This window comes from Gordonia sp. 11cp (assembly GCF_057767225.1).
In genome coordinates this window covers 4,445,989-4,462,104 of the sequence record NZ_CM173437.1, presented here as the reverse complement: position 1 = coordinate 4,462,104, position 16,116 = coordinate 4,445,989, and the positions used below count along the sequence as shown (strand labels likewise).

14 protein-coding genes are annotated in these 16,116 nt (G+C 63.4%); 3 read left to right on the top strand and 11 right to left on the bottom strand.

Annotation, left to right across the window (positions count from 1 at the left end; all coding sequences use genetic code 11):
* Positions 1-16 precede the first annotated feature (16 nt).
* From AC3B6C_RS19975 to AC3B6C_RS19935, 9 genes are all read right to left on the bottom strand, one after another.
* Entirely contained in the window at positions 17-586 is a 570-nt protein-coding gene (locus AC3B6C_RS19975) for a hypothetical protein (RefSeq protein ID WP_488373860.1), read from the bottom strand.
* Positions 570-863 (bottom strand): hypothetical protein, encoded by a 294-nt coding sequence (locus AC3B6C_RS19970; protein ID WP_488373859.1) that lies wholly within the window; start codon positions 861-863, stop codon positions 570-572. The genes AC3B6C_RS19975 and AC3B6C_RS19970 overlap by 17 nt, the downstream gene beginning before the upstream one ends.
* Positions 864-894: 31 nt before the next feature.
* Positions 895-1,620, bottom strand: a complete 726-nt coding sequence (locus tag AC3B6C_RS19965) for a hypothetical protein (protein WP_488373858.1) — start codon at positions 1,618-1,620, stop codon at positions 895-897.
* A 100-nt stretch (positions 1,621-1,720) separates the two neighbouring features.
* Positions 1,721-2,602 (bottom strand): hypothetical protein, encoded by an 882-nt coding sequence (locus AC3B6C_RS19960; protein ID WP_488373857.1) that lies wholly within the window; start codon positions 2,600-2,602, stop codon positions 1,721-1,723.
* The gene (locus AC3B6C_RS19955) at positions 2,599-3,072 is read right to left on the bottom strand and encodes a hypothetical protein (protein ID WP_488373856.1); all 474 of its coding nucleotides are present in this window, start codon (positions 3,070-3,072) and stop codon (positions 2,599-2,601) included. The genes AC3B6C_RS19960 and AC3B6C_RS19955 overlap by 4 nt, the downstream gene beginning before the upstream one ends.
* Before the next feature lie 25 nt (positions 3,073-3,097).
* Positions 3,098-3,376 carry a hypothetical protein gene (locus AC3B6C_RS19950; protein WP_488373855.1) on the bottom strand — a complete coding sequence of 93 codons (279 nt, stop codon included), beginning with the start codon at positions 3,374-3,376 and terminating at the stop codon, positions 3,098-3,100.
* 1 nt (position 3,377) lies between these two features.
* A complete protein-coding gene (locus AC3B6C_RS19945) occupies positions 3,378-9,635 on the bottom strand; it encodes a putative T7SS-secreted protein (RefSeq protein WP_488373854.1) in 6,258 nt (2,085 codons plus the stop codon).
* Entirely contained in the window at positions 9,635-10,282 is a 648-nt protein-coding gene (locus tag AC3B6C_RS19940) for a WXG100 family type VII secretion target (protein ID WP_010842607.1), read from the bottom strand. The genes AC3B6C_RS19945 and AC3B6C_RS19940 overlap by 1 nt, the downstream gene beginning before the upstream one ends.
* On the bottom strand, positions 10,279-10,671 hold the full coding sequence (locus AC3B6C_RS19935) for an SseB family protein (protein ID WP_488373853.1): 393 nt from the start codon (positions 10,669-10,671) through the stop codon (positions 10,279-10,281). Before AC3B6C_RS19935 ends, AC3B6C_RS19940 begins: the two co-directional genes overlap by 4 nt.
* Before the next feature lie 618 nt (positions 10,672-11,289).
* On the opposite strand from AC3B6C_RS19935, the gene AC3B6C_RS19930 reads away from it, so the two are divergent.
* The 3 genes from AC3B6C_RS19930 to AC3B6C_RS19920 all read left to right on the top strand — a co-directional run bounded on the left by AC3B6C_RS19930 (position 11,290) and on the right by AC3B6C_RS19920 (position 13,331).
* On the top strand, positions 11,290-12,003 hold the full coding sequence (locus tag AC3B6C_RS19930) for a DUF3558 family protein (protein ID WP_488373852.1): 714 nt from the start codon (positions 11,290-11,292) through the stop codon (positions 12,001-12,003).
* A gap of 117 nt (positions 12,004-12,120) precedes the next feature.
* Positions 12,121-12,684 (top strand): hypothetical protein, encoded by a 564-nt coding sequence (locus AC3B6C_RS19925; protein WP_488373851.1) that lies wholly within the window; start codon positions 12,121-12,123, stop codon positions 12,682-12,684.
* Positions 12,685-12,725: 41 nt separating this feature from the next.
* Positions 12,726-13,331 (top strand): class I SAM-dependent methyltransferase, encoded by a 606-nt coding sequence (locus AC3B6C_RS19920; RefSeq protein ID WP_488373850.1) that lies wholly within the window; start codon positions 12,726-12,728, stop codon positions 13,329-13,331.
* On the opposite strand, the gene AC3B6C_RS19915 is transcribed toward AC3B6C_RS19920, so the two are convergent.
* Both AC3B6C_RS19915 and AC3B6C_RS19910 read right to left on the bottom strand, forming a co-directional pair.
* Complete coding sequence (locus tag AC3B6C_RS19915; protein WP_488373849.1) at positions 13,247-13,630, bottom strand: nuclear transport factor 2 family protein; 384 nt, start codon at positions 13,628-13,630, stop codon at positions 13,247-13,249. The two genes, AC3B6C_RS19920 and AC3B6C_RS19915, sit on opposite strands and share 85 nt — an antisense overlap.
* 157 nt (positions 13,631-13,787) lie before the next feature.
* Entirely contained in the window at positions 13,788-15,896 is a 2,109-nt protein-coding gene (locus AC3B6C_RS19910) for a DUF262 domain-containing protein (RefSeq protein WP_488373848.1), read from the bottom strand.
* Positions 15,897-16,116: the final 220 nt, after the last annotated feature.

Here is a 16,116-nt window from a genome sequence, read left to right as displayed (position 1 = left end):
CAGTGTGCGGACGACGTCACAGACGCGGAAAGAGGCCTTCGACGAATGTTTCCGTGTCAGTGGGCGCATCCACGCGTGCGCTGATCTCTGCCAGAACCATCGTCTGTTCGTCGGAGAAAATCCAGAAGGCCTTACTGGACGACTCATTCAACTGGTCCAGCGCCCAGCTCGAGAGTTCCGTCCATCCGTAGTACCCGCCCTCGAACCTGGCCAGTCTGAGAACGATTGCATCGCGTGCAGACTCGGTTCGGACGGCGAACCTTACCGACGCGACCAAGTCCGGATCCCCGACGATGAAACCGTCGTCGAGTCGGTCCATGAGCGGCAAGAGCGATCGATGCGCGATGCTGACCCGCCACCAGTCATTCGCGAAGTGCTCTGCGGAAGGACGAATGACTTCGATGGTGTCGAAGTATCGCCCATCGATCCATCCGATCACGCCGTGGTCATCGACTGTGAGGAATCGCGACGACTCGTTGACCACAGCGTGGGCGACACAGGTATAACGGTGTCCTTCGGTCAGCGCGAATCCGGCAGTGCCGCTGAGGGCGTCAGGACGGTAGAGGTCGTTACAGACGAGAATCATCGAGCACCGCCTCGAAATCTGAGAAGAGCGATCCGATCAGTTGCTGATTCGGATCTCGATTCCTATGTAGACACACCGCGTTCTCGATTCCGATCTCCGCCCAGATCTCCCAGAGGTCGTAGTACCGCGGCCAGCCGGCGTCGCCGAGGGCATTGACGGCCGATTCCAGTCGCCAGGCGAGGCGGTCAAGAGGCAGACTGCCCGCTGTGTACGCCGCGATCAGCGAACGGTCCTCGTCGATCAGGATCGGCACTACTTCCGCTGTCGAATCAGGCACCGGCGGCTCCGTCAATGGCTTGGTGGGCAGCTCAAGGCTCGAGTGGACAGCCCACGATGGAGACGCCTGCTGCGCGATTGCTGATGAACCATGGGGCTCGTCCGGCATCCGACGTCGCAATGACGTGATGCGCGTCGCCGAACTCCAAGACGCACTGGCGAGCTGAGTACCGGACGCGTTCTAGCTGCATGCCGACAGTCGCCGGTACCGGGCCGGCTAGATGGCGGGCATACCCCACCGGTGGATCGACCTGCCAGGGGCACGCAACCAGAACGGTCCACTGGTCGGTTGACACCGACCATCCCGGTGGGAAGCTCCGCACGGTACGCACTTCGCCGAGGCCATCGAGCTCTCCGGGTTCGACCACCCGCGTTGTGGTGCGGACATGCTCGATCTCGGACGGTGAACTTCCGACCAGGAGGATGTCCGGCACCCCCATCGTCCAGGGTTCGCACGGATCGTTCGGATCTGCTGTGAGCGAGATCCGGATGCCATCGTCCAGCGAGAACGTGGGATTGTCCATGTCGTTGTTCGATTCGACGGCCGTCAGCGTCGCGCCGATCAACCGACGGGACAGTTCGTCGAGTTCGCTCAGTGCGGAGTCGTCGCTGAACTTCCCGTCAGCTGTGGCGATCGAATATGGACACGTGGCGTTCAGATGCCACTCTGAACCCCCGATGTGCAGGCTGTAGTCGATCAACTCGCATCGCGTTATGCGCAGCGGCAGTGCGTGTCGGACGATCTCGAGGGTCGTCACGGGGCGCCACACGCGCTGAGGGACGTATGCCGGATTACGGTGGCGATGGATCGGTGCACCTGCGGAACCGTCCTCCTGGTATCGGGGATGAAGTAGCGAACTATGGTGCGTCAGATGTGGCGTCGAGTCCATCGAATAGAACCGCGATGGTGCTCGTGCCCGATCGTGTGAAGCGCACACGGAGTAACCATCTCTCCTGCTCGCGGTCGATCAACGGCACGTGCAGCGGTGAACCGCTGTCAATGGACCGGAGTGCCTCGGCTACCAGCACGCGGACGTCCGTCACAGGTTCGACCGGCGTCGACGGGCGCTGAATCATGCCGACGATGTCTTCGCCCGACATGTCAGTGGATGCGCGAATCATGAACAAGGCGTTCGCATCGCCGTCCGAGATGGCCTCGACGACATCGGTCACCCGCTTAACGAGCTGCCCTTGGACGTCCGGTTCTCGCCACCGTAACCACTCGGACATTTCGTCGATCGTTGCCGAAACAATCAGTGACTCGTCCGCGTCGAGGCCCGACATGCTCCGTTGAAGACATCTTGCGAGAAGCTCTACGCGGTCGGGGGTCCATCGCGGTGAGAAATGCTTACGAGGGTCGATGGTGTCGAGCTCCTCGGCTGACGCCGCGTGCGTCTGAATGTGGTCTTCTGCCTCGATTGGGTTGCTAGTAGTCAATCCCGGAACGACCATCGACCACCAGTGGGTGGCTACCGGGTCTCTTGAGGAGTTGTCGCGCCACTCCGCGATGCTTGCCAGGTCGACAGCCCATCGTCCGGACTCGTCACGCAGATCCGCAATCGCTAAGAGAAGGAGCCCGTTCCGTTCGACGGCACCACATGCAGTCGAACGTGCTGCGAGCAATTCTCGGGCCGCTAGCGCTGCACGCTTTCGATCAGTTTCTTCGGACAGCAACCGACCGGCTAGGTCGATGACGATCCGCAAGCCGTCGGAGGGTCTGTCGTCAAAGACTTCAATCATGCGGGTCCGACTTCGGCCAACCAACCGTCGATCCTTGCCACAAGCTGGGTGATTTCTCGGTACTCGGTTTCGGACACACGATGGGTCGCCAACGCGAGATGAATCGCGCTCGACAGTTGCCGGAAGCTGTCACGGTCTCCGTACAGGTGAGGTTTGTCCGAGAGAACGATCTCCGCGTGGGGAGCTACCTCCTCGACCACGGAAATCCATCGCCTGATCTCCTGTGCGGGCGCGCTCTGAACTACTACACGCCAATCGCGATCGAGAGAGTCAGCGCCGTCTCGATTGGTGAACTGAGTCGTCGAGACGTCGCGCCCGAGTGTCGCCACGTGCGCAAGCGCGTAGCTGTTCAGACTCTGCTGGAGGCGCACCGAGTCCGTGGCGTCACGGTCAACGGCGGCAGTAATCGCTGCGATCGACGTCGCTGCTGACCAGCGGCCGTCTCGTAGACCTCGAGTGATTGAGTTCATCGGTACGGCCTCATCATTCGCAGCGTCAGACATCAGAGCCGCCCAACGAGGTCAATATCCAGTCCAGCAATCCTTCGATCTCGGCTTCGCCGATCGCGTCCCTAACCCCCTCCGAGCGGAACAACCCGGCGAGGTCGCCGAGTGTTTGCGCATCCAGATCGCCGATCAGAAGCCTGTCACGAGGATTGTCGATCAACTCCCAGAACCGGGGCGGATGTCCCCCGTCTGAGCGAGACACAATCGAGACGGCTTGAGCCTCTGTCAGACCTGCAAATGCGAACACGCGTGTGTTCAGCTCCTCCATGTCAGTCGCCCACCCTCTCGGTCAGATCGAAGTTGAAGGTGCCTTCTCTATTGCCATTCCGGAAGGCTCGCTCGTTCTTGAACACCTTCCAGACACCGCCGTTGTGGCTGTCACGGTCGTAAGAAACCACGCGCTTTCTGTCCCTGAAGACAGGTTGCCCGTGACTGGACAGCGACGGATCGGGCGACATGCCGTTCCACCTTGCCAGATCTCGTTGCTGGGGACTCGTGAGAGGCACCTGACTACCGCCGCGGTTTCGCGCACCCTGGTTCTCGCATCCTTCGGTTGGTGCCAGTCCCAGTGGGTCCGCCCTCACCGCCGGATTGTCTGGATAGGAATGCGGGTTCGGCGCGGGCCCCAGTCCCAGCGGGTCTGGACTCAGATACCTTCCGGTCCCTGGTTGGTAGTACCGGTAACGGTTGTAGTGGAGACCGCTCTCGGAGTCCACGTACTGACCCGGTAACGCCCATGGCGTCGAGAATCCAACCCACGTGCTCTCCCCGTACAGTGTTCTCGCTGAGTGCCCGGCGACGTCTCCTGTGAGGGGGTCTACGAGCGCTGTCGGTGTCGCAATCTGATCAGTGACGATCGCGAAGAACTCTCGATCGATATCGGTTTGGGTCCACTCGACCGGCCGGGACGGCGCGAACGTAGGTGCGCTGAGGTTGAGGCTCACGTCCGCGTCGGGTGCGCTGTTCCCTGAGTCAGCATCGTCCATCGCCGTGATCGATTCTGTACTGCGCGTCTGAGCGAGGGGCGTGTACTCATAAGGTGCGAACGTCCAGGTAGTCGCCTCGAAGCCAGAGTCCGACTCGGCGTCGGCCGCATCGGTCGTTGACTCCGTTTGCTCGACCATCTGCTCGCCGTGCCAGTGGAACCGAGTGATTGCCCCGGTTGCCGTGTTGGTCTTGCTGAGTCGACGTCCCAAGTGGTCGTACGTGTACGTCCACGTCGTACCGTCGGGAGTATTCACGCGGCGCAGCCGATCGTGAGCGTCCCAGACGTAGAGCCACACATCGGGTTTCCGCGACAGTCTTCGACGACTCATCGAGGTGAGGCGACCAGCGGGGTCGTAGCGGTACGACGTACGTCCGTCGTCTACGAGCAGGGTGCCGGAGTATCGCCAGCGGGGACCCTTCGAGGCTCGGCTAGCGCCTCGCACCTCAGGGAACGGAGACCGGCCGGTGTCTTGCGCATCCGGAGGCGCGGTCCCCGAGATCCCGTAATTGGTGATATTGCCGGTCGCGTCATAGGTCAGCTTCTCCGAGGTGGAGACACCGACCGCAGCGATGATCCGCCCGAGAACGTCGACCTGGTAGTCGGTCCGGCCGCGACCGGCAAGCGTCGTCGTCGAAGCTGTCAGGATCCCGTCAGCGCGGTACGTGTACTCGGCTCGTGCGACGGTGCGTTCCGGTCCCCCACCGCCTGGACCGCTCGGACCAAGGTTCAGCGTCGCCGGATTCGCAGAGACTGTCGCAACCGACCGTCCCACCAGCCGTCCGACTGGGTCCCATGACGAGTCGATCGCTGTACCTTCGAACCGTCGACGCTGCTCGCGGCCAGTGCCTGAGGTGGTGATGTCGCAGGTACGACCCGCCGACGAGATGAAGTCGAGCACTCCGCGCGGGTCGTAGCCGTAGCGGGTGTGCACCGCCGTCGGCGTCGTTACCGACGCCAGGCGGCCCGCGCCGGTCCACCCCGATGCGATCATCCAATCGGTCGATCCGTCGTTCACACCGGTCAGCTGCGGCATTCCCGCTGCCGTGTAGGTTGAGTGCCACCGCCCGAACACCCCAACGACGCTCTCGGGCCGTCCTGCGGAGTCGTAGCTGTACCCGGTGACCTCGCCATCGAACTCAGGGTTGAGCAGGTCGGCGCACCGTTCAGCGACTACACGGCCCGCCGCGTCGTACTCGAACGCCACTGTCTGCCCGGCAGCGTTCGTCCGCGTGGCGAGTCGTCCGGCTGCGTCGTAGGCGTACGTGGTTGTCGCGCCGTTGAAGTCGGTCTCGGACTGCAACGAGCCGTCCGCGCTGTAGGAATAGCTCCACACGAGACCGTCAGGGTTGGTCACCGCGACGAGCCTGCGTGCGGTGTCGTAGGTGAACGTGGTTCGCGATCCGTCGGCGTCGATCCGGGCGATCGGTAGGTCGTAGTGGCCATACTCCCAACGAGTAATCGCGCCAACCGGATCGACGTAAGCGACGCAGTTGCCTTCGCCGTCGTATTTCCAACGCGACTGTCCACCATCGGGAGCGACGAGACTGGTCCGATTCCCCATCGCGTCGTACCCGACGACCGTGATGGCGCCCTCAGCATCGACGACCTCAACCGGCCGCCCGAACGCGTCGTACGCGATCCTCGTCGTGTTGCCGAGCATGTCGGTGATCTCAGTCGGCAATCCGGCCGCGTTGTTGCGGTACCGAACCATCACGCCGTCGGGATCCGTGTGCGATGTCAGCGCACCATGTTCGTCGTAGGTGTATGACGTGACCGCGCCGGCATTGTCGGTCAGTGTCAGCGGACTTCCGTTGTCGGTGTACGTGATCTGCGTAGTGATCGGGCCAGGTTCGACGACACTGTCCGGGCGCCCCGGACCTGCGTAACTCACCTCAGTCACAGCACCGTCGGGGCCGACGATCCGCTCGACATCGCCAAACGCGTTGTAATGCAGTCGCGTCGGAAGCCCATCCGGACCCGTGAGCACCATCGGCTGCCGACTGTCGTTGTAGTCGGTCCGGGTGATCCGGCCCAGCGGATCGATCTCCTGCCGCACCCGATTGTCTGTGTCGATGCCGTACAAGGTCGTCGCGCCGATGGCATCGGTGTAGGTCGTCATCGACCCGGGACCTGCCGTTCGGAGCTGGTAGTCGAACCGCCCCGACCACACTCCGTTCATGCCGGACTGGATGGTCACCCGGCCGAGGTCGTCGTACCGGTTCCAGTACTCCATCCCGATCGAGTCGCGCCACCAGGTCATTCGGCCGGCGTCGTCGTAGCCGAAACGTGTTGTCGCACCCACGGCGTTGGTCGACGCTGCGAGATGGCCGCGATGGTAGGCGAAGGTGCACAGCTGCTGGTCGACGGGGACGCCGCCCACCCCGGCGACCAGGCGGTACCCGAGGATCCGTGCGCCGTCGCACTGCACGTCGATGCGATACCCGGCAGAATGTTCGACGGCCGAGGGTCTTCCGTGCTCGTCGAAGACGAAGCGGATCTGGTTGCGATGCCGGTCGGTCAGGGCCGAGACCGCGATGCTCCCCGCCCGCACATCAACGCCGTCGAGTTCCGGTATCGGAATGAAGAACCAGCTCACGAGCGTCCGGATGTGGGTCAGTTGATACCCGTCCGTGGCCGTCGGACGCAGCTCCCAGTCGGTGTCGTTGACACTTCGTGAAGCCGAGTCGGCCTGTGGCTTGGGGAAATTCGTCATGGTGCCGTCGGCGTCGACGATGGTCACCAGATCGTCGGTGACGATGGCACGGGCGTCGAAGGTGGACGGCGTCGTCGGTCCGAGCCAGCGTCCCCACCGGTACCGCGAGCGATGACGGTGGGTGAGCCGCAGTGGCAGGACCCCGGGCAGGTCGACGTCGGTCAACGGAAGGAAGTACTCGCCGGTTGCGACGTTGACCGGCTCACCGTTGCTGCGACACTGCTCGGGAGTTTCGTTGCCTTCGCTGGTGTCGGCGCGCTCGGTCGAGCCCGAGTCGGTGCGGTCTGGGTGCCCGGCGTCGTGTGGTTGGCCGGTGTCGTTGTCGGGGGTGGAGTTGGTGCCGTCGGGGTTGTCGCCGTCGGGTCGGTTCGACGGTTCGGGGTCGCGCGGGGACGACGGCGCGTCCGGGCCCGCTGGCCGTGGGTTGGCCGCAGCGGGGCGTTCCGGTGTGAACGGGCGGTCCGGAATCACGGCCGGCGGGATCGGCCGATCGTCGGGGCCGCTGCGGGGCGAGGGAGTGGTTTCCGGCGCGTTCCGGACGGTTGGTTCGGGCACATGATGGGTGTTCGACGGGACCGGACGTCCACGGTCGACGTCGCGCGGTGTGGTGGATTCTGGCGTGGTGCGCGCAGGAGGTGTGCGGTCCGGGGTGTGGTCGGGAGTGCGCGGAGAGGCCGCTGGAGCATCTGCCCGGCTCGGAGCGCCGGGACTGGTCGGCGTCGCGCCTGGCTTCGGTTGCGCAGCATCCGGTGTGGCATGCGGCGTCGACACTGGATGATGGGCGCCGACCGGCGCGATGGGCCCGGTTGCGGGTGTGTCTGCCTGGTCAGGCGTACGCGTTGGGGCGTCGACGGTGTCGGGTCGAGTTGTCGGCGCATCCGGGTGCGTCGACGTCGGTGACGGACGTGGACCAGGCGCGTCTGTTTCTGGTCGCGCATGAGGTGTCGCCGGCGTGGCTTCGTCGGCTTTTGCCGGGTGGCCGCCGGCCGGCTCGTCATGCCGTATCGGGGTCCGGCCGACGACGGGCTCGTCGGGTTTGGCCGGCGACGGTTCGTGGTGCGTCGGGCTCGGTGCGGCGTCGCGGTCGACCGTGTTGGTGCCGGGAGTGGATTGGCCGGGTGAATGGTCGCCACCGGGCGCGGCCGCGGGCGTGGTGGTGTCGCCGCGGTTGGGTCCGGGCGGGTCGTCGTCGCCCAGGATTCTTGGTCCGGATGGATTGTCCGCGGGTCCCGGCGTCTGCGATCCCGGCCCGTCCGAAACAGGCGACGGCGCAGGCTCGGGTTTCGGCGCAGGTGCCGGAGTGTCGGGACTGGGTGCGTGTGGGCCAGGGCCGTCGACAGGTCCGCCGGCAACGGGTTGGTCCGGGGACGCAGCGTCAGGGCGTGGTGCAGGCGATTCAGGTGATCCCCCGCTGGGCGGAGTGTCGACGGCGCCCGGCGATGGTGTGCCCGAGTCGGGGGTGGGGGCCGGATTCGGTGGGCCGGCGGGCGCAGGTGATTCGGGTGCCGGAGCGTCCGGCGCGGGACCGTCAGCTCTGGGGACCGGAGGCGCGTTGTGGTCGACAGCGAGGTCGGGACCTTGTCGTCCGGGCAGGTCGGCACTGGGACTGGCACCAGGCGTGTTCGGCGACGATCCGTGCGGGGCGGGCGTCGGGTGCGGTGACGCTGGCGGGGCGTCTGGGCGATGTGCCGTCGGGCTGATATGTGGAGTCGGCGGCGTCGTCGGGAGGTTGCGGCCTGACTTTGCGAGCCCGGTTATCAGGCTGCCGCCCTTGGGTCCCGGCGCGATCATCATGACCGTATTGCCGATGACGTTGCCCAGCGCCTGGGACGGATCCGTCGACCATCCGGACCCGGCGAAGTTTCGAACGAACTCGTCGGGATGGGCGACCTGGTGCACGATCCCGGTGACCATGGTCGCCGAGTTGCGCATGTACTGGTGGGGGTTCGCGATGTTGTACGGGTTCTGCGGGAGCATCATGTTCAGCCCCTTCACAACCTCGGTGACCGACCCGATGAGACCAGCTTCGAAGTGGTTGAAGCCGGTGAGCCCGGCAGTCCCGACGTCGCTGGCAGTCATGCGTGCCTGCTCGAACGCAGACGGCATGGGTGGTGCCATGTTCGCGGCGCCGCTGAGTTCGGCCTTGACCCCCGGGGCTGACGAGTTGCGATGATCGCGTCCGACTTTCAGGATTCGCTCCGCCTCGACTTTGTATCCGGGCCACGGGTCGGGCCCCGGATGTGTCGGCGGGGTGTCGCGACGATCGTTCTTGTAGTCGTCGAGCTCGTCGTTGTAGACATTGGCCTTGGCGACCCACTCGTCCCGTTTGCGCTCGCCCTCTTCCCAGATGCGGACGGCCTCGGCGGCCTTCTGCTGCGCGAAGGTGACGACGCCGGCCCAACCAGAGAGCGCTGCAGCCGCTTTGGAGGCGGCGTCGCCGGCTGCGAACCACTGCGGGACCTGGCGTCCAGTGGCATCGCGGAACTCGACTGCGCCGGTGCCGGACCAGTCACCGACCGAGATCCCACGTAAACCTTCACCCGCCGCGACGAAGTTGCCGGCGAAGCCCGTGAACTTCTCGGCGAGAGCGGTGATGCCGGGAGGATCGCCGAGGATCAGTTCCTTGGGGTCTTTGGTCTGGTCGAGGTTCTTCTCGTCGGGCATGGCGCCCAGCGAGTTCGCGACATTGTCGCCGAAGTCCTCGACGCCGGTGGCGATGCTGTCGAGGCCGACAGCGCGCAAACCGCCGCCGAGTATCTCGGTAGCACCGTCGACCAGACCTCCGAGCACTTCCTTGCCGCCCTCGAGGGCGTCGAAGAGGCCCACTAATCGGCCTTAGGCCGGGCAACCGGCCCGGTCTGGAGCCCGGTGTCCGGCGAGTCCGCGGTGAATCCGTCACGCTCGAAGCCGTCGATCGTGTCGGTGACAAGTGTCGACGGGTCGACCTGGTGGCGGGCGATGGTCTCGAGGTCCTCGATCAGTGTTCCTCTGAGTTCCTGGCCCAACTGCCGATGCGCGGCCATCTCCTCGGGCGTCAGGGCCCACTTCGGGTCGGTGATGGCGTTTTTGTTGTGCTCCCACAGCTCGCCCCACGACTTGTCTTTGACGTCCTCCGGGGTGAGGCTCGGGTCACCGATCAGGTCCATCGTGAAGTTCTTCAGCTGGTCGCCCGCCCATTCCTCTTCACGCTCGTAGTGGCTGGCTCCGAGTCCGAGGCCTTTCGAGATCTCGGCCGCGCCGGTGACGAGCGCTCGAACGCCCCATTCCCAGCGGTCGCAGTACTCCTCGAGTCCGCTCTTGGGGTCGGCGTGTCCGATGGTGCGGCCGTCGAGGTCGAGGTCGCCATATCCGCGACCGAGCGCAGCGCTGTAGTCCGACCCGACGCCGGTGTCGGCGAGCCCGTCGATCACGCCGTTGATGCCGGCGCTGGCCTTGGTGAGGTCGGCGGGGTCGACTTTCAGGTTGTCGGTCATCGGACTACCTCGCCCTCGTCGTCGTAGTAGCAGTGCGGCGTCAGCTCGCGGCTCGGCGGGAACGTCATCGTCGACGGTGTCGCGGGGTCGACGACGAGGCCGGTGGGTTCGGGTGCCTGGTCGAGGACGCGGTCGATGAGCGCGTGACCGGGAACATTCAGGTAGCGGACCTCGTCTACGTCGCGGTCGGTGAGGTCGGCGAACTCGCGCAGACGCTCAGGCGTCGTGAATGCCATCATCCAGGGGATACCGGCTTCGACCAGCGTGAACAGGCGTCCGTTGAGATCGAGAGGAACGGCGAGCGTGGCATCGCGGAGGGCATTGTAGAGCCGAGGTGGATCACCGAAACCGGACAAATACGCCCGCACCTCATCGACATATGTCGTCATCACCGGACTCCCCCGCAGTCATCACCGTGCCGGTTGATGCTAGATCATGGAACCGAGATTCTCGCGGTGGTGTCCACAGGTCGGTTGACGCCGACTATGTGTGGCACGAGACCGAGCACCGTCTGACTATCGTCGGCGAGAACTTTCGAATCTCGGTTCTTCTGGAGGGCCTTCCGAGGCGGTGTTCTCGGGACCTGCCACGACCCCCAAGCCGCCAGTCCCTCCACATCTCAACAGGCCCCATCACTGTGAGCGCGCGTCGTACTAGTCTATTCGACGGGTCGGCCCAGTAAGGGTCGACACCGGGAGGGGGACCCATGACCACGCCATTCGCTGACGATTCGTTGCTTCCCGAGGCTGCCCCAGTAATGCCGGTCAGCCCGCACGGACGAGCAACGGTATTCCGATCAGAGCGTGTTGACTGGGAGCGACGGGCCGCTGCGGCAAATTCAGCGGCAACGCAGTTGGCGGAGGCAGCGAGATCCTTGGATCGTGCCGCTCGTGCAAACTGGTTTGGCGACTGCGTCGAGGGTCGTGCTTTTCACAAAGCCCTAAGAGGGTCACTCGAGCGCCTATCAGAAACTCTCACTGATCAAGTGAACCGAACAATCAGCCTCCGTGAGCAGTGTCAACTGGCCGCCGACAGGATCGAGGGTGCTGACAACGAGGGCGCGGCAGGTTTTGGTGCGTGACTTCGCGAGGGCTGTAGGTCGTTACTCAATTTGTCTCGTTGCAGCCGCCCTGGCCAGTGGATGCTCTACCAAAGGCGATCCGGCAGCCGTCACATCGTTACCTAGCTCTTCAATATCGATACAGACCATGCGCCAGACGGACGATGCAGGACTTAGGCTTCCTTTCGATACCGAGTTCCCGAATCGGTGGAGTATCAACAACGATGGAAGTCCATACGAGCCATGTACTCAAGTACCGACGGAAGTGCTTCGCAACTTTGGCCTGAACCCCTCATCGGTCAGTGACGCCGCAGCTTCTGACTTTCAGACAGCTCGCGGTTGTGAATGGACTTTTCTCGACGACAACCTGTCAGCTATCTCGCAGATCGTCGGCGACATTGTGCACCCACAGGACGGGTTATCTGGGCACAAAGCCCTGAACAGCTCCGGAACGGACTGGTTTCCAGATCTGGTCGTGCAGGACCGTAGAGTGCTTGTTGGTTCGATAACACCGTCCGACTGCGCAGTTTATGTGCGTTCCGGAGATGCAGTCGTAGTCACATCGGTCATCAAGTTTGGCGACGACGTCCCCTCAACGGCTGAGATTTGCCAAATGGCTGAAGACTTCTTGGAGAGTACGATCAGCCGGATCCCGAAGTAGATTCTTATCCTGACTCATGGGCGGTTGATCAAAGACGTCTGTGTAGTCAGACCTGACGTGCAAGGTCCCTGTGTAACAAAATCCGTCGATGCTGTCGCGCCGCCCTATCGTCACCTCATGACTACCGACACGAGCGACAGAGAACGTATGTCGAGAACACGCAGGGCCTCGATACCGCACACGTTGTGGCTGGCCGTCGGATTCATGTGTACCGGTGCGAGTCTCCAGCTGATCGGCATGTTCTACGCCCTGTCACTGGTCGAGTCCATCAACGAAGAAGTTCGTGCGCGGCAGTACGTCAGGCTCGGCCCTCGACCCGCTCAGTCGAATCTCGACGCAATCGACGACGCCGTCGAGACGGGGACCACCATCGGGGTCGGTTTGATCGTGTCCTTTTGCCTCGCCTCCGCGGGACTCTGGTTGTTCTTGGCATACGCCAACGCGCGAGGTTTCGGGTGGGCACGCGTCATGGCGACAATCAACGGTGTTGTCGGACTGGTCTTCGGGTTGATGTCACTGACGGCCGACGACCGTCCGGTGGCCGAGGTGCTGAACGCTCTACTGGTCGCGGTCGAACTCGCTGTACTGCTACTCCTCTGGCTTCCAGGATCGAACGGCTACTACCGACATGTGTCGGCAACGAAGCGACGGCGCGGCCGACGGGTTGCCAGCCGCCCTTAGTTGCACAGGGGACGCGGCGCTGCATTTGGCACAATGCGGGCATGGTCGAACAGAGCATCTGGATGCAGAAGGTCGCCGAGGATCCCAACCACTCGAGCTGGTACGTCGAACGTTTTCGTGACCTCGCTCGGGAGGGCAACGACCTGGTCGGCGAGGCGCGACTCATTGACGCGATGGCCGCGCGCGGATCCCGCATCCTCGATGCCGGATGCGGCCCGGGCCGCGTAGGTGCCTACCTCGCCGAGGTCGGACACGACGTCGTTGGCGTCGACGTCGACCCGGTCCTCATCCAGGCCGCCGAAGAGGACCACCCGGGCCCGCGCTGGTTGGTGAACGACCTCGCCGAACTCGACCTCCCAGCCCGCGGCATCGATGAACCGTTCGACTTGATCGTCTCGGCCGGCAACGTTATGGCGTTCCTCGCACCGAGCACGCGCGTCACAGTGCTCGAGCGACTGCGCGCACACCTCCGCGACGACGGTCGCGCCGTCATCGGATTCGGCGCCGGCCGTGACTATGCGTTCGAAGAGTTCCTCGAGAACGCCGCCACCGCCCGCTTAGCTCAGGACCTGCTGTTGGAGTCCTGGGACGTCCGGCCGTTCACCGAGAAATCAGAGTTTCTCGTGGCTGTGTTGCGGCCGGCGTAGCCGAGTCCGTCTGGACGGCTGGCGGCCGGGCCAACTCGATTCTCGCGATCCGCGGCAAACGTCCCCTCGGTGATCTCGACCTCCGGCGCAAGCGGCTGCCGCATCCGCCAGCGTTCGGTCATCTTCGACGCGGCGATCTGCCACTCACCGTCCTCGACGACGTACTCATCGTCGTACTCCCCCGCCATGACCGTTTCGGTGCGGTCGAGCAGGTTCACCTGACGGAAGCGCAACGACCAGCATCCCACCGCGGTCGTCTCACTGGTGAGGGTGATGTCGGGATACATACCGTGGTGCATTTCGAGGATGGCGAATCGGCCGTCCTTCTTGTGCAGTTACCGCGGACTCGTGGACTACGTGGCGCATCAGGGTGAGCGGCAGATCGCGATCACGTGGCATCTGCGGCGGGCAATGCCGGTGGATGTGTTCGAGAGCGGGTCGGTCGTGGCGTGCTGACTAGGTCGCCAGCTTCCTCGCCGCACGACGACCATTGATCATCGCGGCTTCGATCCCTGGGACGGTTGTCCGCTCGCCGCTCTTGGGAAAGAGCCGCGCGGCGATGGCCCCCTGAGACGGCAGATCGTTTGCAGGATATTGCTCGGACGGCACTCGGCTGATTTCACCGATAGTCAAAGCCTCGCCAGCTTCGACACCGATAAATGCGTTGACGATGTGCTGACCGATATCACGGCGACCCGCTCCGGTACGGCGCGGTCGCCGAATCTTAATAGCGCCCCCGGTGGGCGCGCGGTCCCTATCGGGACGCAGTTCACGCTCGCTGTCGTCGATGACGTCATGCACTGGCGCGTCGTCCGGTCGCGACCAGATCGCTGCAGCAAGCTGCGCCAAAGACCTCGAACGCGCCTCGATTTGCGCGGTCGTCCATTCCGCCGGCAGTTCACGGTTAAGCGTCAGCGCCGAATTACGCAAGATCTCATCACGCTTCAGCGACCAAGCGCCATTCGAGACGCTCGAGTTTAGCGATCCGGTGATTAGGGTGAGATTTCCGAGCGTGTGCACAAGCGCATCGCGACGCTCTTCCTCATCCGCGACGTCCGCGGATGTACCGACCGGCCAATGCTCCTGCCATGTTTGCGGCATTAGGTGCTCGACGGAGAGATTCCTGCTAATCGGCACCGGCTCGGTGCGGTTGGTGGTCAGCTCGTTCTCGAACGCCAATAGAAGCCTCTGCAAACGATCACGCTTGAGAAGGCGGTAAAGAGGCAGACGAAGCAAAGAATCCGTCAGCTGGGCATCTGTTGGCCACACGCCCGACTCCGAGCGCTGGCCGACGAGAAATTGCTCAACAATGAGATTCGCGGGATCTGGTCCGGACTCCAACCGGCGCAGCAGCTCCAGGAAAAGTCTGTTGTAGTTCTTCGGAGTCAGCCGGCAGACCGCGCGGCGGATGAGGTACGCCTCCATTAGTTCGAGAGCGCGAAATCGTTCACCGCCGTCAGCGTTCGCAAACAGCCACAAGAGGGTCGGCGTGATCGTCTGTGTGTCGACGATTTCGAGACGATCCAGGATGGTTCTCTCGGCGTCGGACGCAATAGTCCGGTTATCGAGACCATCGTAGATCTCGGCATACCGCGCCAGCTCGGCAAGGAAGTCTCCGGCTCGCTCGGCGTCGCCGTCAAAATATCGTCGGGCCGAGGGAAATAGTTGGTGAGTCAATACTTCACGCTGGAGCAACACCGTAAGGAAGTAGCCGACGAAGACGTCGAGACGGGGACGATTGAGTCGACCGACCCGCACTTCCTCCTGCCAATGCTCGCTCTCCAGAGGCTCCCAGTATTCCAGGTATAATCGTTCTACGTCTTTGGCGCTGTCCTGGAGTGTGCGGAACAGTGCGTTCTTGATGAGATCCGACGCCCTCAGTGCCGTTCCCCGTGCGTTGAGTGTCTCGAAGATGACCTGTGCGTTGTCCTCGCCGTCCAGGTCGATCACCACGACTTCTAGGTGCTCGAGCATGACTTCAGCAAGGCCGTCAAGGACTTCCGCTGCCTCTTCGCTCGATGAGCACGACGCAACGAATGCTTCGAGACGGCTACGAAAGAACAGGTATGCGAGAGCAATTCGTGGGAGGGCCGGGTCTGGAGTACTTTCGCGGTATTGTCCACCCATCACGTCCGCGTAGGGCCGACGATCCCGATTGGTTGGATATAGCTTGAACTCTTCTCCAGGTTGGTCGACATAATCGGCGTCGTTCTCGAGCGTCTTCCGCAACCTGTTAAACAGTCGAGTGGTCACGCCTTCGGCTATATAAGTGTCGCGCAGCGCGGCGATGATGAGTTGCAGCGTAGTCAATCGTTGCTGCCCATCGATGACTTCACGGACCTCGAGACTGCCCAGCGACCCCCGCTTCTGCTCGAGTACGACGGCCCCGAGAAAGTGTGGCGCAGTGTCGGTATCCGTCCGACGGTCGAACGCAGCAACGATGTCGTCCCACAACGGTTCCCACTGCTCCTCTTCATCCCAGACGTATGGACGTTGGAACAGTGGCACTACTAATCTCACGTCGGTGCGAAACACCGTCTTCAGCCTGCGCGGATGCGCTTCCACTCGAGACCCTCTTTCTTCAACCCGTTTCGTCTCATCTCTATCAGAGTGAGGTCCCCGTGTCCGCGCCTCCATCGGCTGTCTTGACATCGACGGCTCCCCACCAGCGTGTCAGCATCTGCTTGATCACTTAGAGGCGCGCTCCGAGCAGCGGCTGAGGAACGCAGCGATTACAGCCGCACCCTCATGACCGTGCCAAGCCACTCGGGTGGCGTGACGAACC